26 protein-coding genes, 1 other RNA gene and 1 CRISPR repeat array are annotated in these 24,866 nt (G+C 36.9%); of the genes, 19 read left to right on the top strand and 8 right to left on the bottom strand.

Translation table 11 applies throughout. The features are described 5' to 3' along the window. Nucleotides 1–230 precede the first annotated feature (230 nt). The 3 genes from AB1444_04645 to AB1444_04655 all read left to right on the top strand — a co-directional run bounded on the left by AB1444_04645 (nucleotide 231) and on the right by AB1444_04655 (nucleotide 2,341). Nucleotides 231–590, top strand: coding sequence for a hypothetical protein (locus tag AB1444_04645; GenBank protein ID MEW6525942.1), 360 nt, complete (start codon nucleotides 231–233; stop codon nucleotides 588–590). A gap of 237 nt (nucleotides 591–827) precedes the next feature. Further along, nucleotides 828–1,757: a signal peptide peptidase SppA gene (gene sppA / locus AB1444_04650; protein MEW6525943.1), complete on the top strand. Its 930-nt coding sequence runs from the start codon at nucleotides 828–830 to the stop codon at nucleotides 1,755–1,757. Then, nucleotides 1,754–2,341 carry a hypothetical protein gene (locus AB1444_04655; GenBank protein ID MEW6525944.1) on the top strand — a complete coding sequence of 196 codons (588 nt, stop codon included), beginning with the start codon at nucleotides 1,754–1,756 and terminating at the stop codon, nucleotides 2,339–2,341. Before sppA ends, AB1444_04655 begins: the two co-directional genes overlap by 4 nt. Before the next feature lie 3 nt (nucleotides 2,342–2,344). Here AB1444_04655 and rpmB read toward each other — a convergent pair whose 3' ends face one another. Continuing rightward, entirely contained in the window at nucleotides 2,345–2,533 is a 189-nt protein-coding gene (gene rpmB, locus AB1444_04660) for a 50S ribosomal protein L28 (protein MEW6525945.1), read from the bottom strand. A 1,258-nt stretch (nucleotides 2,534–3,791) separates the two neighbouring features. Here rpmB and AB1444_04665 point away from each other — a divergent pair. From AB1444_04665 to rnpB, 3 genes are all read left to right on the top strand, one after another. Continuing rightward, complete coding sequence (locus tag AB1444_04665) at nucleotides 3,792–3,998, top strand: DUF1858 domain-containing protein (protein MEW6525946.1); 207 nt, start codon at nucleotides 3,792–3,794, stop codon at nucleotides 3,996–3,998. Between the two features lie 3 nt (nucleotides 3,999–4,001). Next, a complete protein-coding gene (locus AB1444_04670) occupies nucleotides 4,002–4,592 on the top strand; it encodes an RsmD family RNA methyltransferase (protein ID MEW6525947.1) in 591 nt (196 codons plus the stop codon). 2 nt (nucleotides 4,593–4,594) lie between these two features. Continuing rightward, nucleotides 4,595–4,963, top strand: an RNA gene (gene rnpB / locus AB1444_04675) — RNase P RNA component class A. On the opposite strand, the gene AB1444_04680 is transcribed toward rnpB, so the two are convergent. The 6 genes from AB1444_04680 to AB1444_04705 are packed head-to-tail and all read right to left on the bottom strand — an operon-like array spanning nucleotide 4,960 to nucleotide 10,590. Beyond that, nucleotides 4,960–5,919, bottom strand: coding sequence for a class I SAM-dependent methyltransferase (locus AB1444_04680; protein ID MEW6525948.1), 960 nt, complete (start codon nucleotides 5,917–5,919; stop codon nucleotides 4,960–4,962). The two genes, rnpB and AB1444_04680, sit on opposite strands and share 4 nt — an antisense overlap. A 53-nt stretch (nucleotides 5,920–5,972) precedes the next feature. Then, nucleotides 5,973–6,683 (bottom strand): class I SAM-dependent methyltransferase, encoded by a 711-nt coding sequence (locus AB1444_04685; protein MEW6525949.1) that lies wholly within the window; start codon nucleotides 6,681–6,683, stop codon nucleotides 5,973–5,975. Continuing rightward, nucleotides 6,670–7,902, bottom strand: coding sequence for a glycosyltransferase family 4 protein (locus tag AB1444_04690; protein MEW6525950.1), 1,233 nt, complete (start codon nucleotides 7,900–7,902; stop codon nucleotides 6,670–6,672). The genes AB1444_04685 and AB1444_04690 overlap by 14 nt, the downstream gene beginning before the upstream one ends. Next, complete coding sequence (locus AB1444_04695; GenBank protein MEW6525951.1) at nucleotides 7,899–9,137, bottom strand: glycosyltransferase family 4 protein; 1,239 nt, start codon at nucleotides 9,135–9,137, stop codon at nucleotides 7,899–7,901. The genes AB1444_04690 and AB1444_04695 overlap by 4 nt, the downstream gene beginning before the upstream one ends. 6 nt (nucleotides 9,138–9,143) lie before the next feature. Then, the gene (locus tag AB1444_04700) at nucleotides 9,144–9,605 is read right to left on the bottom strand and encodes a hypothetical protein (GenBank protein MEW6525952.1); all 462 of its coding nucleotides are present in this window, start codon (nucleotides 9,603–9,605) and stop codon (nucleotides 9,144–9,146) included. Nucleotides 9,606–9,636: 31 nt separating this feature from the next. After that, the gene (locus tag AB1444_04705; protein ID MEW6525953.1) at nucleotides 9,637–10,590 is read right to left on the bottom strand and encodes a zinc-binding dehydrogenase; all 954 of its coding nucleotides are present in this window, start codon (nucleotides 10,588–10,590) and stop codon (nucleotides 9,637–9,639) included. 412 nt (nucleotides 10,591–11,002) lie between these two features. Here AB1444_04705 and AB1444_04710 point away from each other — a divergent pair, with 412 nt between their 5' ends. The 7 genes from AB1444_04710 to csx2 all read left to right on the top strand — a co-directional run bounded on the left by AB1444_04710 (nucleotide 11,003) and on the right by csx2 (nucleotide 18,579). Continuing rightward, entirely contained in the window at nucleotides 11,003–11,341 is a 339-nt protein-coding gene (locus tag AB1444_04710) for an STAS domain-containing protein (GenBank protein ID MEW6525954.1), read from the top strand. Continuing rightward, a complete protein-coding gene (pth, locus tag AB1444_04715; GenBank protein MEW6525955.1) occupies nucleotides 11,338–11,871 on the top strand; it encodes an aminoacyl-tRNA hydrolase in 534 nt (177 codons plus the stop codon). Before AB1444_04710 ends, pth begins: the two co-directional genes overlap by 4 nt. 526 nt (nucleotides 11,872–12,397) lie before the next feature. Beyond that, nucleotides 12,398–12,946, top strand: coding sequence for a DJ-1 family glyoxalase III (locus AB1444_04720; protein MEW6525956.1), 549 nt, complete (start codon nucleotides 12,398–12,400; stop codon nucleotides 12,944–12,946). Between the two features lie 3 nt (nucleotides 12,947–12,949). Next, complete coding sequence (locus AB1444_04725; GenBank protein MEW6525957.1) at nucleotides 12,950–14,353, top strand: cyclic nucleotide-binding domain-containing protein; 1,404 nt, start codon at nucleotides 12,950–12,952, stop codon at nucleotides 14,351–14,353. A 191-nt stretch (nucleotides 14,354–14,544) separates the two neighbouring features. Further along, on the top strand, nucleotides 14,545–16,599 hold the full coding sequence (locus AB1444_04730) for an HD domain-containing phosphohydrolase (protein MEW6525958.1): 2,055 nt from the start codon (nucleotides 14,545–14,547) through the stop codon (nucleotides 16,597–16,599). A 241-nt stretch (nucleotides 16,600–16,840) separates the two neighbouring features. Next, nucleotides 16,841–17,233 carry a CRISPR-associated protein Csx20 gene (gene csx20, locus AB1444_04735; protein MEW6525959.1) on the top strand — a complete coding sequence of 131 codons (393 nt, stop codon included), beginning with the start codon at nucleotides 16,841–16,843 and terminating at the stop codon, nucleotides 17,231–17,233. A 26-nt stretch (nucleotides 17,234–17,259) separates the two neighbouring features. Then, nucleotides 17,260–18,579 (top strand): TIGR02221 family CRISPR-associated protein, encoded by a 1,320-nt coding sequence (gene csx2 / locus AB1444_04740; protein ID MEW6525960.1) that lies wholly within the window; start codon nucleotides 17,260–17,262, stop codon nucleotides 18,577–18,579. Between the two features lie 13 nt (nucleotides 18,580–18,592). On the opposite strand, the gene AB1444_04745 is transcribed toward csx2, so the two are convergent. After that, nucleotides 18,593–20,179 (bottom strand): hypothetical protein, encoded by a 1,587-nt coding sequence (locus AB1444_04745; protein ID MEW6525961.1) that lies wholly within the window; start codon nucleotides 20,177–20,179, stop codon nucleotides 18,593–18,595. A 193-nt stretch (nucleotides 20,180–20,372) separates the two neighbouring features. On the opposite strand from AB1444_04745, the gene AB1444_04750 reads away from it, so the two are divergent. From AB1444_04750 to cas2 (AB1444_04775), 6 genes are all read left to right on the top strand, one after another. Beyond that, the gene (locus AB1444_04750) at nucleotides 20,373–20,993 is read left to right on the top strand and encodes a sigma-70 family RNA polymerase sigma factor (GenBank protein MEW6525962.1); all 621 of its coding nucleotides are present in this window, start codon (nucleotides 20,373–20,375) and stop codon (nucleotides 20,991–20,993) included. Then, the gene (locus AB1444_04755) at nucleotides 20,983–21,546 is read left to right on the top strand and encodes a zf-HC2 domain-containing protein (GenBank protein ID MEW6525963.1); all 564 of its coding nucleotides are present in this window, start codon (nucleotides 20,983–20,985) and stop codon (nucleotides 21,544–21,546) included. Before AB1444_04750 ends, AB1444_04755 begins: the two co-directional genes overlap by 11 nt. Nucleotides 21,547–21,732: 186 nt before the next feature. Then, entirely contained in the window at nucleotides 21,733–22,020 is a 288-nt protein-coding gene (locus AB1444_04760) for a hypothetical protein (GenBank protein MEW6525964.1), read from the top strand. Nucleotides 22,021–22,080: 60 nt separating this feature from the next. After that, nucleotides 22,081–23,151, top strand: a complete 1,071-nt coding sequence (gene cas1 / locus AB1444_04765) for a CRISPR-associated endonuclease Cas1 (protein ID MEW6525965.1) — start codon at nucleotides 22,081–22,083, stop codon at nucleotides 23,149–23,151. Then, nucleotides 23,148–23,423, top strand: coding sequence for a CRISPR-associated endonuclease Cas2 (gene cas2 / locus AB1444_04770; protein ID MEW6525966.1), 276 nt, complete (start codon nucleotides 23,148–23,150; stop codon nucleotides 23,421–23,423). Before cas1 ends, cas2 (AB1444_04770) begins: the two co-directional genes overlap by 4 nt. A gap of 34 nt (nucleotides 23,424–23,457) precedes the next feature. After that, on the top strand, nucleotides 23,458–23,739 hold the full coding sequence (gene cas2, locus AB1444_04775; protein ID MEW6525967.1) for a CRISPR-associated endonuclease Cas2: 282 nt from the start codon (nucleotides 23,458–23,460) through the stop codon (nucleotides 23,737–23,739). A gap of 308 nt (nucleotides 23,740–24,047) precedes the next feature. Next, a CRISPR array of direct repeats spans nucleotides 24,048–24,700; the repeat unit is 35 nt; unit sequence GTAGGAAAACTTCCCCGCTAATAGGGGATTGAGAC. Nucleotides 24,701–24,866 lie beyond the last annotated feature (166 nt).

The raw sequence follows: 24,866 nt of genomic DNA on the forward strand, positions 1-24,866 counted from the left end.
GATTCAGGATCTTATTGGTGATGATAAAGATTCCGGGTCAAGCCCGGAATGACGTATTACTCTGTCATTTCGAAGGAACGAAGTGACTGAGAAATCTTAAAGTGGGAGTCAAAGATTTCTCACTGCGCTCGAAATGACATAAAGGATTGCTCAGAATGACAAAAAGAGATGACCGGAATGACGTATAGGCAACATGTCATCCTAAACCTTGTCTTGAATTTATTTCAGGATTGATTCAGGATCTACTTATAAAGCTCTGCCACCCAAATCCCACTATCTCTCCAATAACTCAGCATACTCTGCGTGATGCATCAGTTTGTATCACACAGAGACCACAGAGATGGGGAGGCTCTGACCCCACCACATACACTTACAGCAGCATAAAAGCATATTTACAGGAAGATGCTGATGTAGGAGTGCCCATAGATTACCATGACTATTTTAAAGAGTTGGGGAAAACATTTGCCGAAAGGGTAAAAAGATTTATGTACTATGACGAGATGGGGGTGTCCCAAAAGACACCTCTTTGCAATGACTTTTGCCTTGCTGTCATTGCGAGGAACGAAGTGACGAAGCAATCTTGCTTTTGAGGGGCATTGAGATTGCTTCACTTCGTTCGCAATGACATTGCGCTCATGCCATTACATGCCATACCGTTTCTTTTGAGACGGCCCCTCTATAGCAGGATGGGTGTAGAAGGGGGTCAGAGCATAGGAGCTTCAGCAGTAACTATCGCTTAAAAAAATGGACCCAATCATCTGGTGAAAAAAATGTTGCATAAAATAGGCTGATTATAGTACTATAACGGAAATAAAAGGAAACGTGCTATGGATAAAAACAGGCGAATACTCATTGCAATACTGGTTATTCTTGTCTTTGCGGTAGTGCTTGCTATCATTCAAATCAGCATTACCATGCAACGGCAGGCAACGTTAGGAGCGCGTATCACGCTTGCAGAAGGTCCCGGGGTTGGCGTGGTGCGTGTGTATGGTCGTATTGAATCCACAGGCGATATGCTTTCACAGGCAAATGCTGATTATGTAATTAAGCGTTTAGATGAATTGGCACAGGACAGTCGCATAAAAGCGATAGTTGTGCGGATTAACTCACCGGGTGGGACTGTTGCTGCAACACAGGAGATTTATAACAAGATACTATCGCTCAAGAAAAAAAATATACCGATTGTTGCATCAATGGGTGATTTAGCAGCATCAGGTGGTTATTATATTGCTTCAGCGTGCAATGCTATAGTTGCCAATTACGGCACTATTACCGGCTCCATTGGTGTTATTGCCATAGCTCCTAATCTCCGTGGGCTTTTTGAAAAATTGGGCATACGTATGAATGTCATCAAAAGTGGCAAATATAAAGATATACTTGCCTCATACAGAGAGCTTTCCCAGGAAGAGTTACAGCTTATACAGCAGATCATTGATACAAGCTACCAGAAGTTTGTGCACGATGTTGCAGTTGGCCGAAACATGGCAGTAAGCGATATCATGCCGTATGCTGATGGCAGAGTGTTTACCGGCAGCCAGGCTTTAGAATTTAAGCTGGTTGATGAAGTGGGAACCTTTGAAGATGCAGTAAACAAGGCACGACAGCTTGCAAAATTGCCTGAAGATAGTGCAGTGTATGAAGATACCGCAAGCCCTTTTGAAAGGATACTTGCTACCATGTCTTCATTGGTAAAACCAAAGCTTGAACAATATATAAACTCAAATTATTCTTTAGTAGAGTACAGCTACCTGCCATGAATATAGTACAGTTCATTGATTATTTTTACAATGCCATAGTTGATCCTGAAAAGCTATCGCAGATTATTGCAGTAGAGGAAAGAAAACATTTTGCCATAAGTGCAATAGTTGTAGCAATTGTGGTTTTTATGGATGTAGTGGCGCAGTCGCTTTTAACCGTGCAGTCCGCCTTTTTTTATTATAAGCTGACGTATGGCTTTGTGGCGCTTTTCCTCATTAACATTGTTTGTATTGTACTATATGCGGGCTTGCTTACCATAACATTACAGATTGCTGGTTATCAGGCATCAGGTGGATTTATAATTAATGCGCTGGCACTTGCACAGGTGCCACGGATATTTATTGTGCCGATTGTTCTGATATTCCATTCGTTATATTTTGCACCGGTGTTTTTTTATAGTTTAGGTTCACTTGCACTGATACTGTGGTCAATCATTATTGTCATGCGGTGTGTTTCGCAGCGGTATTCACTGGAAGCTATCAAGGCAATAGGTTACTTAGCTGCACCGGTTATTGTTGCAGGAATTATGGGCTTTTTAATCTTTGTTGCTGGTATTATGGTAATAATTGGGCTTTTATCGTAGTTGTTATATAGCTTTACGCACAGCGCCTGAACGGATGCACCGTGTGCATACATTCTTGCGTACTACTTTGTTGCCTTCAACGACACGAATTTTCTGAACATTAGGATGCCACACTTTTTGAGTCTTTTTATTGGAATGGCTTACATTGTGCCCAAATAAAACAGCCTTCCCGCATACTTCACATTTAGCCATTGTTATCTCCTGTTCCTGTATTAATGATTATATGATAGCATTCAGCAATATTAAATAGTACGTATTTGTAACCGATAGTTGCCTATATAATAGCTAAAAAATGCTAATTTGTCAATTTTTTATTAACACACTGCTGTATCAATAAATACGATTATGAATAAAAATTAGTATAGTATACACCCACGTCTTCGTTGGTGGTACTGCTATACGTTTTTTAATCTTGAACTATTTTACAATAATTACAGATAGTGCCCTGAAAAATGATAGACAATAATTTTTGTGACTTGTAAAAATTGCAACAATTTTCTAAAAAATATTTCAATATTTATTGGAGATGTGGCACAATTATTCATTATGTACGTTTGCAAACATTTTAAATAAATATTATGCAAAGTAGCTACAATTTTGACTTGCTTAATTACCCAATTAAGGTGGAAAGAACTGTGAAAGTTGTGTAACACATGGCGTTTACAATACTCAATTTGGTGTTTAAAGGAATGCTCTGGTGCCAAAATTGATGCTAAAGTAGCCAGTAGTAAAATTTTATATTGTAGGTTTAGGTAAAAGTATATATATTTATTCTGGAGTAAACCATTATTGATGTAAGCACTATTGGGTTTCTATAGCTAATAGGAATACGCATATTAACGAGTATGCATTCCATAATAATGAAAGGTCATCCTGAACGTGATTCAGGATCTAAATGAAGGAGAGATTCCGAATCAAGTACGGAATGACATGATGAGTGTAGATTCCGGATTAAGTACGGAATAACATGATGAGTGTAGATTGCGGATTGGGTCCAGAATGACAGTTAACAAAAAGTCATCTTGAACGTGATTCAAGGTCTAAATGAACAAGAGATTCCGAATCAGGTCCGGAATGACATGATGAGTGTAGATTGCGGATTGGGTCGGGAATGACAGTTAACAAAAAGTCATCGTGAACTTGATTCAAGGTCTAAATGAATGAGAGATTCCGGATCAGGTCCGGAATGACATGATGAGTGTAGATTCCGGATTAAGTACGGAATAACATGATGAGTGTAGATTCCGAATCAAGTTCGAAATGACATGATGAGTGTAGATTGCGGATTGGGTCGGGAATGACAGTTAACAAAAGGTCATCCTGAACGTGATTCAGGATCTAAATGAAAGAGAGATTCCGAATCAAGTTCGGAATGACATGATAAGTGTAGATTCCGAATCAAGTTCGGAATGACATTAGTGTAATCCTATTTTGAAGGGGAGCAACCGTTATGAAGATTACTGAAGACATGAAACTTAAAGACGTAATATCCCATCATGTTCAGGTAGCTAAAGTTTTTAAAAAATATAACCTGGATTGTATTGGATGCAAGGGGGCGGATGAGGATACTATACGGATTGTGGCAACTAATTATGGACTTGATGTGCAGCAGTTTGTAAAGGAACTTAATGAAGCCATAAAAGAGGCTAAGAATTAGTTTATGGCATTACAGCACACCATGCGAGTTATTGGTGGTAGTTTTAAGGGGCGCATTATCCCCTTTGAAAAAAAGTTAAAAGGAGCCGAAGCCACCAGCCAGCGTTTAAAAAAGGCGTTATTTTCAATACTGGGTGAAGATTTAACGGGCAAAAATTTTCTGGATTTGTATTCCGGTACCGGCCAGATTGGTTTGGAAGCATTAAGCAGGGGTGCTTCACTGGTTGTGTTTAATGATTGCGATAGAAACCGCTATCAGTTTGTTAAGGATATTGTTCACATGTGGGAATTATCCGGAAGGTCACTGCATTACAACATTGATGCAACCAGATGTCTCTTGCTATGTAGTGAACGAGGTGTTGTGTTTGATGTTGTGTTTTGTGATCCTCCGTTTGAAAAAATAGCTGGTATCCCTGCAATGTATAGCAAAATATTGCAGGCTATTTCTGATAGTAGTAGTATACATGAATATTCGGTTATCCTTGTGCAGCATTATCATACAAACATTATGCCTGAGAGGATTGGAAGGTTAATAAAAAAAGATACGCGAAAATATGGTACAAATTCATTAAGTATCTATAACGTAGTACTATAGTAAGAGGGGTACAGATGGCATACGCACGCTGTATAAACACACTGCAATGTGTTTGGACAGTGTTGTGAGGAAAGTCCGGACACCGCAGGGCAGGATGCCGGGTAACACCCGGGCGCCGCAAGGTGATGGAAAGTGCAACAGAAAACATACCGCCCCATATAGGGTAAGGGTGAAAAGGCGAGGTAAGAGCTCACCGCATCTGCAGTAATGCAGGTGGCAATGCAAACCCCATCCGGTGCAAGGCCAAATAGGCAACCGCTACTAAAGTGGCCCGCTTGAGGTTGCGGGTAGGCCGCGTGGACATGCATGGCAACATGCATGCAAGATTGATGGCTGTCAAAACAGAATCCGGCTTATGGACCCCTCTTTATTTTTTTGCAATTACCAGTTGCCATGCCCTGTCTGAAAGCTGATAGACGCGGGGTGTTTTGAAGCCAGCATTAGCAAGCCAATCAAAATATTCTTCTCGTGAATAGATATTCCCTTTTTTGCTCTGTGTTAGCATGTGCAGGGCAAGGGTAGCACCCAAATAGCTTTCATTCCGCAAATTGTCAAAAATGGCAATAATACCATTGTCGTTAAGTATATCATGGCACATAGTAATGATTTTTTGATTGTCTTCAGGCGATTGCCCATGGCACAGATTGCCAAGGAAAGCAATATCCACATTACATTTGGGTAATGCCACTGTTGCATCTCCTGTTACTATTTCTATATTCGGGATGATTTGTAATTCATCCTGCGTTACTGCTAGCGATTGAGGAAGGTCAAACACAATTGTTTGTATCCCTCGTTTTGCAAATTCTTTAGCTATGGTACCTGGTGCACCACCAATATCAATACACATTGTGGGGTCAGAGCATTGAACAATACACAGATCTACTATCTCGGGTGCCAATTTCTTTTTCCATGGCGAATCCATACCTTTGATAAAATCATACATTGATAATTCTTTAAAACTTGTTTCATCGGGACTGCCGGTGCGCAAAACATGCGGTAGGGTTTTCCACGGGTTTATTAAATACAATAAAAATTGTAAAAAGTTGCCCTCGTATTCATCGCTATTCTCATCAACAAGATGACTCACACAATATTCTGTTGGGATGTATGTATTATTGTTTTTTATAAGGTAGCCTAATTCAACAAGTGCTTCCAGCAGTATCCAGGTTGCTCGTTTATCAAATTGCATTCGCAAAGCAAGTCCATCTGCAGTATCGGGCTTGCTATGAAGCTCTTTGAACACGCCAAGGCGGTGTGCCTGTCCCACAAAGATGGCTTCTTCGAAATAATGCTGTAAAGTTCGTACGGGTGTTGGGGTCAGAGCCATATATACCTTTCCTTTTAAAGTATGGATTTTTTACAATGAACTATCGCCCATAATTATTGTAATGGTTTTTGTGCATACAGTATGATACTTTTTGGGAAAAAGTTGTCAAAGAAACGTTCAACCTTTTGCATAAACGGCGAGAACAGTACACGCGTCAAAAAGTTGCGATAGTGTCTGGTGAAAAACTGGTTTTCTAAATGAAGGCCCACCACGCAGCGGATAAGCCAGTAGATAGTATGGAATGAATGGCGAAAGTCAATGGCATAAATTTTAAGACCGTTTTGTTCCATGATATGTGCCAGTGCTCGAGGGACATATTTGCGAATGTGCCCACCAGGCGAGGTGAAGTATTCATACGTCATTGTGTCATATATAAGCTCGGAAATATAGGTGGGGACAGTTATGGCAATAAGCCCCCCAGGTTTTAATACGCGGGAAAGTTCACTACAGGCTTTGTTGTCATCAGGAACATGTTCCATAACCTCGGAACATATGATGCGGTCAAAGGTGTTATCCCTAAAAGGGAGGTTAAGGGCATCGCCCACAAGTACCTGAAAACGGGCCCCCGGCTTTGACTGGCCACTGTCGCGCATGTGGACTAACGTAAACCGGGTGCGGCGAACACAATCCATATCCATATCCATGGAAAAGACGTTTGCTCCGCGTGCCACAAATTCAAATGAATGCCGCCCCAAACCACAACCAGCATCAAGTGCAGCGTCACCATCCTGCACAGCCAAAAGATCAAAGTCAACGGTGAGCATCAATTGCCTCCTGGTATACGGTAACCATCTGTTTGGCTGCATTTTCCCAGGTGAAGGTTTTTAAAACGCGCTCTCTAGCTGCTTTACCTATGCGCTCACGCATCAATGGATTTTCAATAAGATAGTCTATGGCCTGGGCCAGTGCGTATGGGTCGCGGGGTGGTACCAGTATTCCTGTTTTCATGTGCTCTCCTACAACCTCAGGCAGAGCGCCGCCGGTAGCTGCAATAACGGGAAGCTCGCAAGCCATGGCTTCAGCTGCCGGGAAGCCAAATCCTTCATACAATGAAGGACACAGCGCTATCTGAGTTTGAGCATATAACTGTACAAGTTTATCCAGTGGAATTTTTCCGGTGAATGTGATGCGGTCATTGAGGTTGAACTTATCAATCCATTTGGGTACATAATTGCGGTTGGGAGCACCACCATCTACAATGGTTAAATGAGCTTTATGCCTGGTAAGGGTCAGGGCTTTCAGCATGTAGATGACACCTTTTTTACGGTCTTCTACATTGCCTACAAAAATTAAGCTGTTAGGCCGCTTATGCGTTTTTATGGGATAAAAGATGGAGCTATCCATCCCATTGTACACTACACGCTGCTTTTCAATTGGCACGCCAAATGCATTATAAATTTCTTTGGCCGAATCATGTGATACAGTAATAATAAGATCCATTTTATTGGCCACATATTTCTGCATCACAAGCGGATAGTACAGAATACGCTTGGTTTTTAAAAAAAAGCTTGATGGATATTCAAACCATGTGGAGCGGTCAATAGTTAACGGATGATGAATGGTTGATACAAATGGTATGCCAAATTGCTTAATGAGCAAAAATCCATATCCCAAGCATTGGTTATCATGGATGATATCAAATGAATGAGTTTTTAAAAGCTCACGCAACTTACAGTATGCCCGTATAGAAAAGGATTCAATTTCAGGAAAGATGCCAAACTTTGATGCCATAAATTCATAGAAATTTAAAGGCTCTAATGTGGCAAATGGTCTGTCAGGTTTTACAAAATCCTTCACATTAAAATAATTATGGTTATCAATATAGTGATAGGTAACACCTTCTATGGGGAAAGGATAGGGTGGTCCCACAATGGCATGTACCTCATGACCCAATTTTGCCAGTTCGCGTGCCACATACATTAAATAAATTCCCTGCCCGCCACAATATGGATTTCCTCTATAGCTTAGTAGACATATCTTCATAGCTTGCTCCTGTACTGCTCAATTACATCATGGTACACTGCCAGTGTATTTTTAGCTGCAACAGGCCATGCAAAATTTTCCTCAACACGCTTCCTTCCCTTTTTGCCTAATTCTTCACGCAGTGCTTGATTGTGTAATAGTTTCAATATGCCATCTTTTAATGCAACAGGGTCTTTTGGTGGTACAATTATGCCACAGTCGCCCACAACCTCGGGCAATGATCCGGCGCTGGTTACAACTACCGGTGTATTGCATGCCATAGCCTCGGCTGCTGGAAGCCCAAACCCTTCATAAAGTGATGCCATGACTAACATTGTGCAGGTACTGTAAAGATGTACCAGTGTACCTAAATCAACCTTGCCGGTAAATGTTACCCTGTTTTCAAGATGACGTTCCTGTATCCATCCCCATGCGGTGAGCCTTTTTGGTGGCCCGTCATCAACAATAATAAGCTTTACATCTTCAGGAAGCATTGTCATGGCATCAAAAAGGTAGCGCAAGCCCTTTTTATGGTCTTCAGTATTGCCCACAAAAAGGATGGTGTTATCTTTACGCTTTTCACCGGTATTGCGGAAAACTTCAACATCCATGCCATTATATACCACTGAAACTTTTTCAGGTGGCAATTTAAATGCTTCATGCAATGCATTGATGCCTTCTTTTGAAGAGGTAATAACCCTGTCAAGACGGTTAATTACTATCCGCTGCATAGTTAATGGGTAAAACAGTATGGTGCACACCATCTCCCACATGGTGTTATCAACAAGGAAATCAGCTTCACGATCTTTAGTGAGCGGGTGATGTACGGTAGTAACTATGGGTATACCATACCCTTTCATGGGCAACAGCCCCCAGCCTAAGCACTGCACATCATGGATAATATCATACTGTTTTTCTTTCAAAAGCTTTCGCAGCAGAAAAAACGCCTTCATGCTGAATGTTTCCATTTCTGGAAAAATATGAAAGCGTGTTAATACATAATCCGTAAAATGCCATGGCTTATAAAGTTTGATAAGCTTTTCATAGGGGAAATGTTTTGTTTTTATTGCCCACATATTAAGATTTTCAAGCTTATAAACGGTAGCCCATTCATCCATAGGGTCAGGGTATGGGGGACCAACAATAACATCAATCTCAACACCTAATTGTGATAGTTCTCTGGTGAGATTGTATAAATAAATGCCCTGTCCACCACAGAACGGGTTTCCACGGTAACACAAAAATAGTGCACGCATACGTGGCTATTTATCTTTCTTCAGAGTAGAACGTGTTGTGATTATTGCAATGCCAACCCAGAAAACCATACCCAGAATAACCAGTGTTATGCATGCAGCTGGAATAGCAATAGCTAAATAGTAATGATGCAATAAACCGTATACAAACCACGCTGCAAGTGCAGCGGTTACCAGACAAAGCAAGAATGCCTTGAATTTTGAATTATCCTTCTTTTCAACTATTTCTGGCATAGGAGGAGCCACCTTTATCGTTAAAATTGTATATCCAACCCAAAAACCGGTTGCTAAAATAAAAAGGGTAACAATAGCAATTGGTGTAACCACTGCCCAGTATGCACCAGTATCAATGGAAGAAAAATGTAACGATGAATACATGTCAAAATGTATGAATGCATAATATACAAATGCAATTCCCAGCAGCGCTGAAACAATAACTGCTACATATCCGTATATTTTTGCTCGTGGCATAATAAAACCTCTTTTGTTTACAGTATACCGTTTAAAAGCTTAATACAATCTTTATTGCATTGTCAGCTCTGTTCGTTGCCATTTCAAAACCCTTTTGAATGTCTTCAAAAGGAAGGTCGTGTGTCAAAATTGGAGTAACGTCTATAGCTCCTTTAACAATCATATCCAGCGCGTAGGGATAGTCCATGGAAAGATCAGGGCCCACCGAAGCTATCATGCGAAGTTCTTTTCTAAAAAATGTATTAAAGTGCAGCCGTGGCGATTCTTCCAGGCAAATACCAAAAAAAGCAACCTGCCCATTATGTTTTGCTATCTCAAAGCATGTATTAATAACTGCCACATTTTGCCCATATGCGTCAATAACAATATCAGCCAATGAACCACCAGTAATTGTTTTAATTGATTCAATTAAATCTTCCTTTTCAGGATTAATGGTGTGAGTGGCTCCCATGCGCTTTGAAACACTTAAACGATAATCCAGAATGTCAACAGCTATTACACTGCGCGCGCCAAAGTTTTTCATCAGTCCAGTAAATAATAATCCCACTGGTCCCTGTCCCATTATTACAACATGTTTGTTATACGGTTTGTCCAGCCTGAAAGCGCAATGTGCAACCGCACCTAAAAGCTGTGTCATTAAAAGCTCATTTAAGGGCAATGTATTGGGTATTTGCTGAATACGTGATGGCGGTGTAACATGATATTCTTTATAGCCATCAAGAAAGGGAGGGTAATACATTACCAGTGTGCCTTCTTGAATGTTTTTAACTTTAGATGCTTCAACAACACCTAAACATTCATGTCCTGGATAACCGGGTGGCAATGGATAGGATTCTTTTGGAAAATCATTTGCAAAGTAAGGAAAATCTGAACCACAGATAGCAGCTTTTAAAAGTTTAACCCTGACATGAGCATCAGGGCAATCAGGAATTGGCTCTTCATCAACGGAAAACTTCCGAGGAGCAACTATTCGTGCAGCGCGCATGGTCAAAATTTCCTGTTAATAGAGTAAATTAATATATACAAATAATCAAGAACTACACAGTGTTATAGAGTGGGGTTATTGTCAACTTATTTATTTGACATTTTATTATGTATATGCAAAGTTAAAACAAGATGTCATAATGCCTTGGTGTATATTGAGGTGAGCAGATTATCATGATTCATAATTACAATCATAGCAATAAAGTGCATTTTTCAAATTCTTTGTAAAAAAATAATCTTTGATTTTCATAATAAATGGTTTATATTTATACATGCACAACATTAAAATTTTACATTCTTCTAATAGAACAGAGTACATCTTTTGCTTGACAATTATTTGCCAAAAATTAGGATAAATGCCTATATATTTTATATATTTTTACTAAGAGACAACAATAGGGGTTGATTTTGCAATGAAAATAACCAGGAAAAGTATAGATGGCCTTGTTATCTTAAAGGTTGAAGGTTCTCTTGTTACTGAACATATAAAACAGCTTGAAAAAGAAATATATAGTGCACTAGAAAAAAAGAGTAATATTATTATTGATTTCAGTGAATTATCATTTATATGCAGTGCTGGTTTGAGCCTGCTTATTGCAACCCACAAAAAGGCAGAGCCAAAGAATTTAAAAATAGTTATTACCGGATGCAGTGAGGACATAATAAAGTTATTTAAATTAACAGAGCTTGATCAGCATTTACAAATTAAAAATACCATAGAAGAAGCCCGCTTATATATATCTTCACAATGAAAATAATAGCTTGTTTAGGAAATCCTGGGAAAAAATACGCTGGTAATCGCCATAATGTTGGCATGATTGCTGGTATGGAAATTGCAAAAAATTATTCTATTGCAATAAATAAAAAAGAGCATGATGCCATTACCGGTACAGGCATTATTGAAGGATGCGATTGTTTGTTTGTACTTCCTCAAACCTATATGAATAATAGCGGCATGGCAGTACATAAGGTGCTATCATATTATAAAGAAACCCCTGAAAACCTCATTGTGCTGCACGATGAAATAGAACTTCAATTTGGGCATGTAAAAATAAAATTTGGTGGGGGCCATAAAGGACATAACGGTATTCGATCTATTCAGCAATACCTGGGAACCCCCAACTTTTACCGCATACGAATTGGTGTTGGCAGACCACACGATGATACACCGGTTGCAGATTATGTCCTGTCCGATTTTACCACAGAAGAAAAAAATCATTTACACGAACTAACCCATTCGGTACATGCCATCCTGGTAGATTGGCTGCAAGCTTCAAAATAGGCGATAGTACATTTAATTGACTTATTGATGGTATATGGTACATTAATAGTATTAATTGTATTATTAGTGCAAATTAATGTATTGAATGGGCACTAATTTTATAGGTAATACTGAGCTTGTTCTGAGTTTTTTTTTCAGGATTGATTTAGTGCAGTCATCCTGAACTTGATTCAGGATCTCAATGGTAAGAATAAGAGATTCCGGGACAAGTCCGTAATGACGGAGGCAACAGTCATCCTGAACCTGATTCAGGATCTCAATGGTAAGAATAAGGGATTCCGGATCAAGTCCGGAATGACAGTGGGGAGTAAAGATTCCGGGACAAGTCCGGAATGACGGAGGTAATAGTCATCCTGAACTTGATTCAGGATCTCAATGGTAAGAATAAGGGATTCCGGATCAAGTCCGGAATGACAGTGGGGAGTAAAGATTCCGGAACAAGTCCGGAATGACAGTGTGGCGTAAAGATTCCGGGACAAGTCCGGAATGACGATGAGTATATTATATTTCCTATTGGAGGAAATCCATGAAGATAATTGTGCCAATAGCACCCGGATTTGAAGAAATAGAAGCTATCACCATCATTGATGTGCTGCGAAGGGCAAATTTAGATGTACACTCTGCAGCGCTGACTGATACCCTGGTCATAGGTTCCCATGGCATTGCAGTGAAGCCTGATACACTATTGCATAAATGCAATCCTGTCGATTATAATTGTATAGTGTTGCCAGGTGGAATGCCGGGCAGTGAAAATCTAAAACACAATGATGATGTGATTAAATTCATAAAACATATTTATTCAAAAGGCGGATTTGTGGCTGCCGTTTGTGCCGCACCTATTGTGCTTGGGGCCAGTGAAATATTGTACGGCAAAAAAGCAACATGCTTTCCCGGCTTTGAGCATGAACTTACCGGTGCTACAATAGTTAATGAGCCGGTTGTGGTTGATGGTACAATCATCACTGCAAAAGGACCGGGATGTGCAATCCCATTTGCTCTGACCCTGGTTGGTCTGATTGCTGGTAAAGAAATACAGAATACATTGAAGAATACTATGCAGGTTTACTGGATGTAGGATATGAAGAAAAGCCTCTTTAAAAAGGGAGCGTACATCTACATAGAAGGTGATGAAGACGCTGATACCGTGTATATTGTTGATAAAGGTGTGGTGCAGTTAGATCGCTATAATAAAAATGCTCCAATATATAAAAATATACTCAAAGATGGTGAATTCTTTGGCGTTATAGCTTCGCTGTGCAATAAACCCCGCATGGAATCAGCAATTGCGCGTGCGGACAGTGTTGTGACTACCTTCACAAAACAGGAATTCATAAATCTTTTATCAAAAAAACCCCAGATAGCCATTAAGGTGTTAAACTATTTTTCCAATGAACTTCGTGCCTATAATGAGATGATGATTGCCTTGAAGGACCGTGGTGTTGAGCTTGAAACACCTGAGGAAGCGCTGTACAATCACATACGCTATTTCTATAATAATGGCAGCAATAATTATGCATATTACTGTTGTAAGCGCTATTTAGAGCTGTATCCTCATGGCCTTTTTGCTGGTGTAGTCACTACAATGCTTGAAAGCATTAAAGACAAAGTAAAGGGGGCGATAGTTCCGGTGATTCAGGCACCGTACAAAGTATACTCTGACCAGCAGATGATCTTCTGTGAGGATGAACCTGGAAATGAAATGTATATTATTAAAGAGGGCAAAGTAAAAATTGTTAAACTGTCCAGTGAAAGTGAGATTATACTGTCGGTATTGAAAGATGGCGATGTGTTTGGCGAAATGGCGCTGATTTCTGACAAGCCGCGAAATGCTGCAGCCATAAGTTGGGGTAAAACAGTATTGCTTCCTATCAAGAAAGAATCGCTGGTGGCAGTTATGGAACAGATGCCTGCCATCACCCAGCTCATTTTTAAGGAACTATCGCACCGTATATGGTTTACCTATATTCAACTTGAGTCACAGCTGTATGACAAGCCAATTACCCGTATTTATGCCTTGCTTGAAAATAAGCTTGTTGAAAAAGGTGTATCACTGAAAAGCAATGAACCTGTTAAGCTTAACTTTGGCATTGATGAACTTTTCAAAATGTTAGGGTATGTGGCATCAAGAATGGGGAAAACAACAAATATTCTTTTGTCTGACTCAAATTTGCAGTTTAACGTTGGTGAAACTATAGTTGAAAAACCAAGCCAGCTTACTGCAAAAGCCAAGTATTTCAAATCGCGTGACCATATGGCAATAGTAGAAGGCGAAGAAGACGAAAAGAAGGAAGCATCGCAAAAAGAAGTAACAATTGTTGAAGAGGAAAAGGAAGAAACAAAAGAACAGGTTGAAGAGATTATGACTGCAACCGTAACATCAGATGAGGCTGATACATTCCTGCAATATGATGAGAAGACACAAGAGCCTGCAACACAACCCCAGGAAGAGTTGCATACCATATCTGAAGAGATAGAAATATAAATATAAATATTTTTACATTGACTTTTTATTTATTTTATAGGTTATGTAAACAAAGGGAACTTCTAAAACTATTTTTTTAGGATGTTCCCGTGTGGGCACTATATAATAAAGTTGCTTTCTTTTATATGAATTATTTTGGAAGAGAGCATTTTTTAGAGGTGCCCATAATAAATATCTTAGAGGACATTTGTTTGGGATCATTACTCATTATGTGCTGCATTATAATAGATAATGCTTTAAAAGAAAGGGTTTCCATTTCCGGAAAGCTTAATGCAGATATACACTATATATACTCTCCCTACGATGAACTGCCGGGAATATTACATTCCTTACATGCTGCCCCCGAAAGTTGTCATGCTATATTGTGTATTGTTACATCAGAAGCCTATGAAGAAGTAAAATCAATAGTTGACAGTGTTGATACGCCGGCAAACCATTTTTATGTGGGCTATGTATGTGTTGGCAATACCTTTCATTTAAACATGATGCATGATGTACTTGCCCTGTATAATGAAGGTATCAATGCAAATGAATTTGAATTTATTGTGCGTAAGGCAAAATTTATTGCTCAGCAACATTTTGAATTTAAAAATTTAAGCCGCCAGCATATTCATCAGCTGGAAGATACTCAACGAGATTTCGATGCGCTCATCAATATTGGCAAGGCACTATCAATTGAAAAAAATCCTGATAGGCTGTTACGATTAATTTTACATTTAAGCAAAACCATAACCGGTGCTGATGCAGGAAGCATATACCTGGTAGAAGAAGTTAACGGAAACAAAGTGTTGCGGTTTAAGCATTCGCATACATTCTCAAAGGACCTTCCGTATGAAGAGTTTACCATCCCCATGGATAAAAATTCCATTGCAGGGTATGTTGCTGTAACCCAGCAGGTACTCAATATCCCCGATGTGTACCAGCTTGGGCCTGACGATCCGGTTGCATTTAATTCATCGTTTGATAAGGCACACAACTATCGCTCAAAATCAATGCTTGTTGTACCCATGATTAATCACATTAACAAAACGATAGGTGTGATACAGCTTATCAACAGTAAAGAAGACATTGAAAATAATTACAATGGGAATGAAGCATATTCAATTACATTAACCTGTGAGGAAGATTTTAACACAAAGGTAGTCCCATTCCAGAAAAGATATGAAAGTTTAATGGAAGCAGTGGCATCTCAGGCTGCTATTGCTATAGAAAACAACCGCATGATACGGCAGATTCAACAGCAGTTTGAAGAATTTGTCAGGGCATCGGTTACTGCAATTGAATCACGCGATGTTGCCACATCAGGTCACTCATTCAGGGTTGCCGATGTTTGTATGAAGATGGCACAGGCCATTAATGAAGAAACAACAGGACCATTTGCCACCATAACATTTACCGACACTGAACTAAAAGAACTGGAATATGCGGCTTTATTGCATGACTTTGGGAAGGTGTATATTGACACTGCAATATTTTTGAAATCGCACAAATTATATCCAAAAGATTTAGAGAATATTTTGCTGAAGTTGGAATATCTGTACCGGTACCAGCAGTTAAAGTACGCAATGACAATATTTAATGAAATGAAAAAAGACAATGAATTTAATAAACACCTTGAAAAGGTTAATGCCATAGAAAAGGAACGGGATGATATTTTACACAAGATACTTGAAGCACGGCAAAAAGTGATAGAGCTCAACAATCCAATGGTAAAGGAAATGGATGTTGAAAAAGAAGTTAAAAATTTATATGCCATGCTGCAATCGCTTGATTGTTGTGATGTAGAAAATCAAAAAATGGAAATATTTAATGATTACTATATAAAGAATTTAACTATCAGGCGAGGAAGCTTAAATGATGATGAACGCCGTGAAATAGAAAGCCATGTGGTGCATACGTATAACTTTGTAAGTAAAATTCCATGGCCGCCTGAGTTTGCACGCATACCCGAGATTGCGGCAAAACACCATGAAAAATTAGATGGCACAGGCTACCCCTATGGATTAAAGGGGGATGAAATTCCACTGCAGGCACGCATCATGGCACTGGCTGATATATTTGATGCACTCATCGCTACCGATAGGCCATACAAACCACCCATAACGTTAGAGCAAGCACTCAGCATAATACAAGAAGAAGCTTTAAAAAATAAATTAGACAAAGATATTGTGGATCTTTTTATAACAAAGAAGATCTATGAGCAGTTTGACCGCAATGCCTATCGCACAAAAAATGCTGTGCAATAATATAGAAAGATTTGCGCAGGTATTGCAGAGGACCAAGTGAAAAAATTGTTTTAAGTTATTTTGAATTCTTACGAGAATGGTATCAATCTTTATTTCACTCGAGTTTTGAAAAACTACACTTGCACTAATGTTTGTCTTACTTTAATAAAATAAAGATTGACTCCAATTTCATAACTATTATATATAAAAACGTAATATCCCAGTAAATCTTAGGTTTAAAACAAAAAATAAGGAATGTCCTATGACGGCAATGTTTATATTAATGAATCATAAATTAGAAGAGACCCAAAAAGAAGATGCATTGATAACCTTAAAAATTGATAAATTTATATTCCCACCTAAAAATTTGCAAAATTTATGGGAACAAATACCTCCTGATAAAGAAAGCATAATTGAAATTATAGAGCCAATTTTAAACTGGCTTGCTAACCATTCTAACCAGGGTGATTATATATTAGTGCATGGAGATTTCGGAGCAACATTTATCATCGTATCCTGGGCATTGCAACTTAAAAGAATACCAGTATATTCAACTACACATAGAAAATATGAAAATAAAACAAATGAAAATGGTGAAGTAGTCAATGTGCATACTTTCAAACATGTTATGTTTAGAAGATATAGAATGTTGTGATGTATTATTCTACTGGAGGAAAATGTATGGCTAAAGTAATGTTAAGTTTTTTGGGGACTAATAAATACCTTAAGTGTAATTATGAATACAACAATGTGGTCATCAAAAATGTTTATTATGTTCAGGAAGCTATAGCAAAGCTGTTTTGTAATGAATGGGGTAAAGGAGATTCAATTATTGTGTTTGTTACCCAGGAAGCATATAAAACGAATTGGGTAACTGGTACAAGTTATGATAATAAAAAAATTGATGGGCTTGAAAAGGTATTGCAGATATTTGCTCAGGAAAAAAATGTTACAGTAAAATATGTGACAATTTACGGAGGACGGAATGAAGATGAAATATGGAGTATATTTGATGCGGTAATTAATTCTGTTAATCAGGGTGATGAAATTATAATTGATGTAACTCATGCCTTCAGAGCTATACCAATGTTTGCTGTGGTCGTGATTAATTATCTACAAATGGTTAAAAATGTTTCATTTATTGGATTATACTATGGTGCTATAGAATCATTAGGAAGATTACAGGATATTGCTTTAAAAAACATTGAAGAAAGAAATGCACCAATTATTGATTTAAGCAGTTTTGTGTATTTATTACAATTTTCAAATGGAGTTTATAACTTTATACAATATGGTGATGCAAATGAAATAAGCAAATATGCATTAAATACTGTAAAGCCAATTTTAAAAGAAACACAAGGTAAGGATGAAATATCACAAAAAATACGACATATAGCGGAAAGTTTAAAAACTATAACACAAAATTTTGCATATTGCCGAGGAAAAGATATTATAAAATATAATTTTGCAAAATTATATAGGGATATACAAGAACTTAAAGAACATTTTAATGGCAAGGTTTTATCTTTAAAACCATTGCAACCATTACTTGATAACATTTTGCAAAAATTGGATCTATTTAAAGAATTTGATGATGTAATAAATGCTAAAAAAGGAATAGTTGCATCTTGGTGGTGTCTTCAGCACAATTTAATTCAACAAAGCATTACAATTTTACAGGAGTCATTAATAACGCTGGTATGTATAAAATTTAGGCTGGATTATGAAAATCTGAAGTACAGGGAACTGGTTGGAAGTGCATTCTATAAAATAAATTCTCAAAAAAGAGGAAAAGTAGTACATAAAGATGAAAATAAAGAAATTGAACCTTTGTTATCAGATCCATTAATACTTTTATTAAGTGACATATATAATCAATTAACTCAAATACGTAATGATATTAATCATGCAAATTTCAGAAAAGACATAAAAAAATGTGAAGATATATATAAAGAGATATGGGAAGTACTGGAAAAGGTTTTATCAATAATCACAGTCTGAATTAAATAAAAAACTATTGGGAGTAAAAGACAAAATTATATGGAATAATGACATCTTTATTTTTTGTTTTATAAAAATGTGCAAAAGATTGCTTGAATGTCTCAAAGCTTGGGGTTGTATTAACAGCTGTATGTATAATGTGATGTATGAATTCCAAACTTTTTGTATAGTCAATAAAATAATTTGCACCAATGAATGATTTTGCACCTGCCTGTATAGCGTTATATGCTAAAGAGTGGTTTGAAAAAGGCAAGCACCATGCAGAATTGCACGATATTGAAATTATTGTTTCAGGAGGTTTGGTGGATAGTATTGAAAAATTTTTAGAATTAAAAATTTCACCATTGTGGCAAACCCACCCTGTTTTTTCCACATCATTATTAAATTGTGCATGCCCATAATAAATTATAGCTGCATACCTATGTTTTACCAATTCTTTTTGTACAAAACCTTTAGACTTTGCTTCTATCACATTTATTTTATGATCTGTTTGTAATTGTTTAACTATATAATTCAGGTTGTTATAAAAATTATTAATATTATTATTTGAACCAATTATAAACAAAATGCCTTCATACTTTGGTAGTGTTTTATATTTCATGTTGTCTAAAGAGTTTTGCGTTATTATACGAGTTATTGGCAATTGTACTTTAAACTGGTGATGTAATGGTATTTCCCATGGGATTCCTGCAAGTTCAATATCAAGATAAAGTTGAATATTAGGATTATGTAATAGATGAGCAAATTGGTACAATTTAAACAAAGAAGAAATATTATCCGATAGCTCATCAATAAGCTTATTGACTGATAATTGATTTAGAATATGAGTATTAATTTTTTTATAGAATAAATCTATTTCCTGTTTTATTGTTTCAATACTTGAATAAGAAAAATCATCATGAATATATTTGAAGGTGCCCTGAGTGTTATCTATAATGTAAAGCAGTGTATGAGAATTAGGAAGATAGTGAATGCGTAATTGATTTTGCTGCTGTACATTAATTGTTGTTGGTTCATCAGAACCTGAAGTATACAGGTATAATGACTCTTTTCCGGGTACTGGAATATCCGAATTTTTAATATATTGCTCTGCATCAAGGTAACAAATATCAAATCCTAACTTTTTTGCAATCAATCCTAATTGAAAAGAGGATATTTTTTTCCCTGTTGTTATATCGCATAGGATTTTTGTTTGCGGTAGTCTGGATAAAGCATGATACATTCTATTGTAATTAATGTCATGGTTATTATAATCAATAGGAATTGTTATGATGGATTCTTTATCAATATGTGGGTCCAGAAAAGGCAAAAAATAAGTATCAAGTATCTTCTTGTGATTAATTGGGTAAAAAACAATAAGATGTTCAGGACTAATGGCATTAGTTATAATCAATGGTGGGTTTGGGTTTGGGCCAACCATAACAACAAGCATTGAATATTTTGATAGTGCATTATTTTTAATTTTTTGGTTTATTTGTTCTTTTAATAGTGATGTAATAATTGGGCATATGGAATTAAAATAAAATGTAAAACGCTGGCTTTTTGTGCTCAATGTACTGTATTGTTTTAATAATATTTCAAGTGTGTTTAATTGTTTCATATTTATACTAGTTAGCAATACAAATATTAAGACATCATATATAATAAGTGATTAAATAATTCAATGATTTTTTACCTATTATATGATGTTATTAGACGTCTTACAATGTAAGCCTAATCTATATTAATTTAAAGATTGACAATAAATGGATATGTGTATAACACTAATTACAAAATATAATAAAGTGATTTTTATGGAATATCTTGAAATACATAATGAGGACAATGATTGTACTATAGATACAATTATACATAAGTATCATTATGTATTGATACAATATATTAATAATTTAAACAATAAATACAACAATATTCTGGATGATGATGAGGTTGATGATGTACTTCAGGATATTTATGTTAAATTAATATCCGGTGCGCTTGAAAAGTTTAGAGGTGAATGTTCACTAAAAAATTATTTGTTACATTATATTGCCCGATCTGTGTTTATTGATTACTGTAAAAGGAAGTATTCAAAGAAAATACATGTTGTAAGCAAAAAGATACATAATGATGATGAAGATGAAAGTAATAGCTATGAAATACCTGATGATGATCGTATGAATCCTGAAAATATATTCATCAATCAGGAGTTTAAACAAATACTTGAAGATGAATTACAAAACCTTACTGCAAAAGAGCGACTTATATTTATTATGGTGGAGTTTGATGGATTAAACCAGTCAAAGATAGCTGAAAAGCTTAAAATAAAACAACCTACAGTATCAGAACATTATAATAACGCTCGTACTAAACTTCAAAAATTACTAAAAACAAAGTATCCTCAGTACGTTGATAGTATATACTATGAAAAATAAAAGGTATTTACATAAATTGCTGCACAGTGATTTTTGTGCCAAAGGCATGATAGAAAAGGTAATTGCCTTTGCCGAAGGGAAACTTGATGAAAGGGAATATCCTGAAATTTATGCTCACCTTGCTGAATGCAATTATTGTCGATATATGCTTGAAGACTTTGATATAATCCCAGAATATGAAAATTATGATAAAAAGCAATCACCTAAAATTAGCATTAAATTAGATAATGATACAATTATTCCCTTAAACCATGAAAATGTAATGCATTATGATACTGTTAGTGTGTTAAGTAGCAAGAGTAACGATAGTATTGTTGACTATAATATAACATCTTTCAGCAACCCCACATTATTAAGAACTATCGCTCATAAAGATACTATTGTAATAGAAATACATACTAACAACAGTGATGTCACGTATTGGCTTATCAACAACCAAAAAGGTGTACATTCTAATGTTTACAATGGTGTTGCTATTTTTGAGAATATAGAAAAAGGTATTTACTTATTATCAGAAAACATGAAAAATTTTTGTGTAATAGAAATACTATAGTTGTGCAGTTACTTAATAAAAAATTTTAAAAAAAATCCTATATAATCCGCTTTACCCCAGTCATATAACTTGTAAGGCTAATGAAATACTTGTAATAACACTTTGGGCAATACACTATAAGGATTATCCTTACATTATAAAAAGAAAATTGCCAACATAAAAATTAATTATTAGGGAGGGATGCCAATGACAACAACACAACATTGTGTAAAACAAATGAACAACCGTGGCATAACAAACACCATGGTAGAACTGGTGCAAGTTTTTGGCTATCAGGTTGGTGACAGGGTAATAATGGATAAGAAGCAGATACACGAATTGCTGGTTGAAATTAATGAACTGCGGCATCAATTGCTGAAGATGTACGAAAAGGGCGGAGTGGTGGTGGTTGAAAAAGATGGGCATTTGATTACAACATTTGTGCTAACACACCGAATGGGAAGGGTAAAACAAAAATATAAACGGGCGGGTTGATTGCTTTAGTAGCCGCAGGCACTGCCTGCGTGCTACATCTTTTTTTTTGGAGGTGTTAATATGTCAGATATATATTTAATATCTGATTATGGAAAGCTCTATAGAAACAACCGCATGTTTAACTTTTTATATCCTGATGGTACTGTATCAAAATTTTTTCCCCATAATACCCAGCGCCTATTTATAATAGGTAATATTGAAATAACACCGGAAGCATTGAAACTGCTGATGCATTGTAAAATAGAAGTGGTTTTTCTAAATAAAAATGGATTGTTTAATGGTAAGTTGGTTTTTGATGACAGCAAGAATGTATTATTACGCAAAAAACAATATGATAAACTTAACAACGAACAATTTATTTTGCAATGGTGCAAAAGCATTATTGATGGCAAAATACAAAACCAGCTAGTATTAGCAAACCGCATAAAGCGAAAGCATAAAGAAACCACACAACTACAGGATTGTGTATCCTCAATGAAAAATATAATAGAAAAGCTTGAAACTGCAACAACTACCAATGAATTGCGTGGCTATGAAGGTGCAGCTTCCCGAATGTATTTTGGAGCAATTAAACATGCAATAATTCCACACTGGGCTGAATTTAATGGAAGAAGTATGAACCCGCCTCGTGATAATGTCAATGCGGTGTTAAGTTTTACCTATACGTTACTAAATCATTTAATTGAAAGCTACATCATTTCAGAAGGTATGGACACCTATGTGGGCTATTTGCATACAGTTGAATATGGTCGAAAATCCCTGATATTCGATTTAATGGAAGAATTTAGATCGCCAGTGTGTGACACGTTGACAGTGGCACTGTTTAATTTAGGAATACTTAACCCTGAAGATTTCCGTACAATAGATTTTTCCAGCAATGATGACGAGTATCCGCTGGAGCCAATGGATGAGGAAGAAGATACAGTGACTACCCGCAAAGGTGTGCTTTTAACAAAAGAAGGATTGAAGAAAGTAATAGAAAAGTTTGAAGCAAAACTTGAAGAAACTTACTACTATATGCCCCTTCAAAAACAACTATCGTACCGCAAAATAATAGCACAACAGGTAGCTCATTGCAAGCGTGTAATAAATGATGAAGAAAGCCAGTACAAACCATTTGAGGTAAAATGAAATATTTAATTTGCTATGATATATGTCATCCTAAACGTTTAACCCGTGTGGCAAAGCAATTGGAACGAATGGGCATACGGGTGCAATATTCTTTTTTTAATGTTGAAATGGATGATGAAATGTTAGATAGTTTAATTAAAAATTTGATGACACTGATAGATATCGGGGAAGACAAGATATACGTGTATCCAATTTGTTCAGAGTGCCGTAAAAAAGTTATTATTGATGGAACAGGGCAAATGCTTTCCCTTGATACGTTTTTAATTTTGTGAGATAGTAACTGTTAAAATACGCTAAAGGTAGTGTATGGAAACCTGGCTGGTAATATATGACATCCGTGATGAAAAACGACTGAGACGCATAGCAAAGATTATGGAACAGTATGGTGTGCGGGTGCAAAAGTCGGTCTTTGAAGCAATGTGCAGTCAGGAGACAATAGCAAGGATGCGTAAAGAAGCAAAGACAATCCTTGAAAAAGAAGATTCATTGATAATCATACCATTATGTGCACGATGCTGGCAAAAGAAAAAACAGTATGGAGTAACAACCCAGGGTATAGGCGAGTATAAACAATATTATATTTGCTGAAGAATATGGTTAAAAAATAGTGCTTGACAGAATGATAAATGTATGTTTTGATGAATTAAATTAATTATGTAAAATCTTGACAGTTCTTTGAAAACTGTATAAATAGAGGGGGTATAAGCTTCCGCCAACCTATGAAAGTGACATAAAACGGCCATTTTTGGGGGAGGTTGGCGGCCACGAAAGTGCTGGAAATTCCAGGCTTTACAAGTGTTGTATAAAAAGTGCCAACATTTTTATGCAATTTGTTGGGGAGGTTGGCGGAAAATGGCTTGAAAACGCTGGAAATTCCAGAGGTTATAACCCCAAGAGTAGGAAAACTTCCCCGCTAAAAGGGGATTGAGACCCGAGCAAATACTATTGGTATGTGGTTGCAATTAAGTATTAGTAGGAAAACTTCCCCGCTAAAAGGGGATTGAGACAACCACAGGGGATATGTATAACATAAATAGTATTTTTACCTTGTAGGAAAACTTCCCCGCTAAAAGGGGATTGAGACACTTCCAGCTGGGACGATAATTTTTTCCTGTAATTCATTTCAAGTAGGAAAACTTCCCCGCTAAAAGGGGATTGAGACTGCGTTCCTTCTACAACACCAATTGCTTCCAAACTGTTGCTTGTAGGAAAACTTCCCCGCTAATAGGGGATTGAGACCCAAGTCGTGAGGCGTGTTGATTACCCGCCCTATAACCATAAAAGTAGGAAAACTTCCCCGCTAATAGGGGATTGAGACCCATTGATGATGAAATGCTCTTCCTCAGAATCATATTCAGTGTAGGAAAACTTCCCCGCTAATAGGGGATTGAGACGAGTTCTTATATTTTAAGAACTCACTCACTAACATAATAGACGTAGGAAAACTTCCCCGCTAATAGGGGATTGAGACCAACCCTGCTTCTAACATACATATTTCTGGATATTGCGTTATCGTAGGAAAACTTCCCCGCTAATAGGGGATTGAGACGAAGTTGTGTTTGCGTCAAGGGGGTGTCTCAAAACAAAATATGGGACGGCCTTTTTTTTTATTTTAAGTACTTGATACTGAAAAAAATTAAAAAATCCCATTTACTACTCATTTTCATGCAGGAATTTTCATCATATTATGGGCTAAACTCAATAATCCCCATTCA

This window comes from Spirochaetota bacterium, assembly GCA_040756435.1.
Classification (GTDB): Bacteria; Spirochaetota; UBA4802; order UBA4802; family UB4802; genus UBA4802.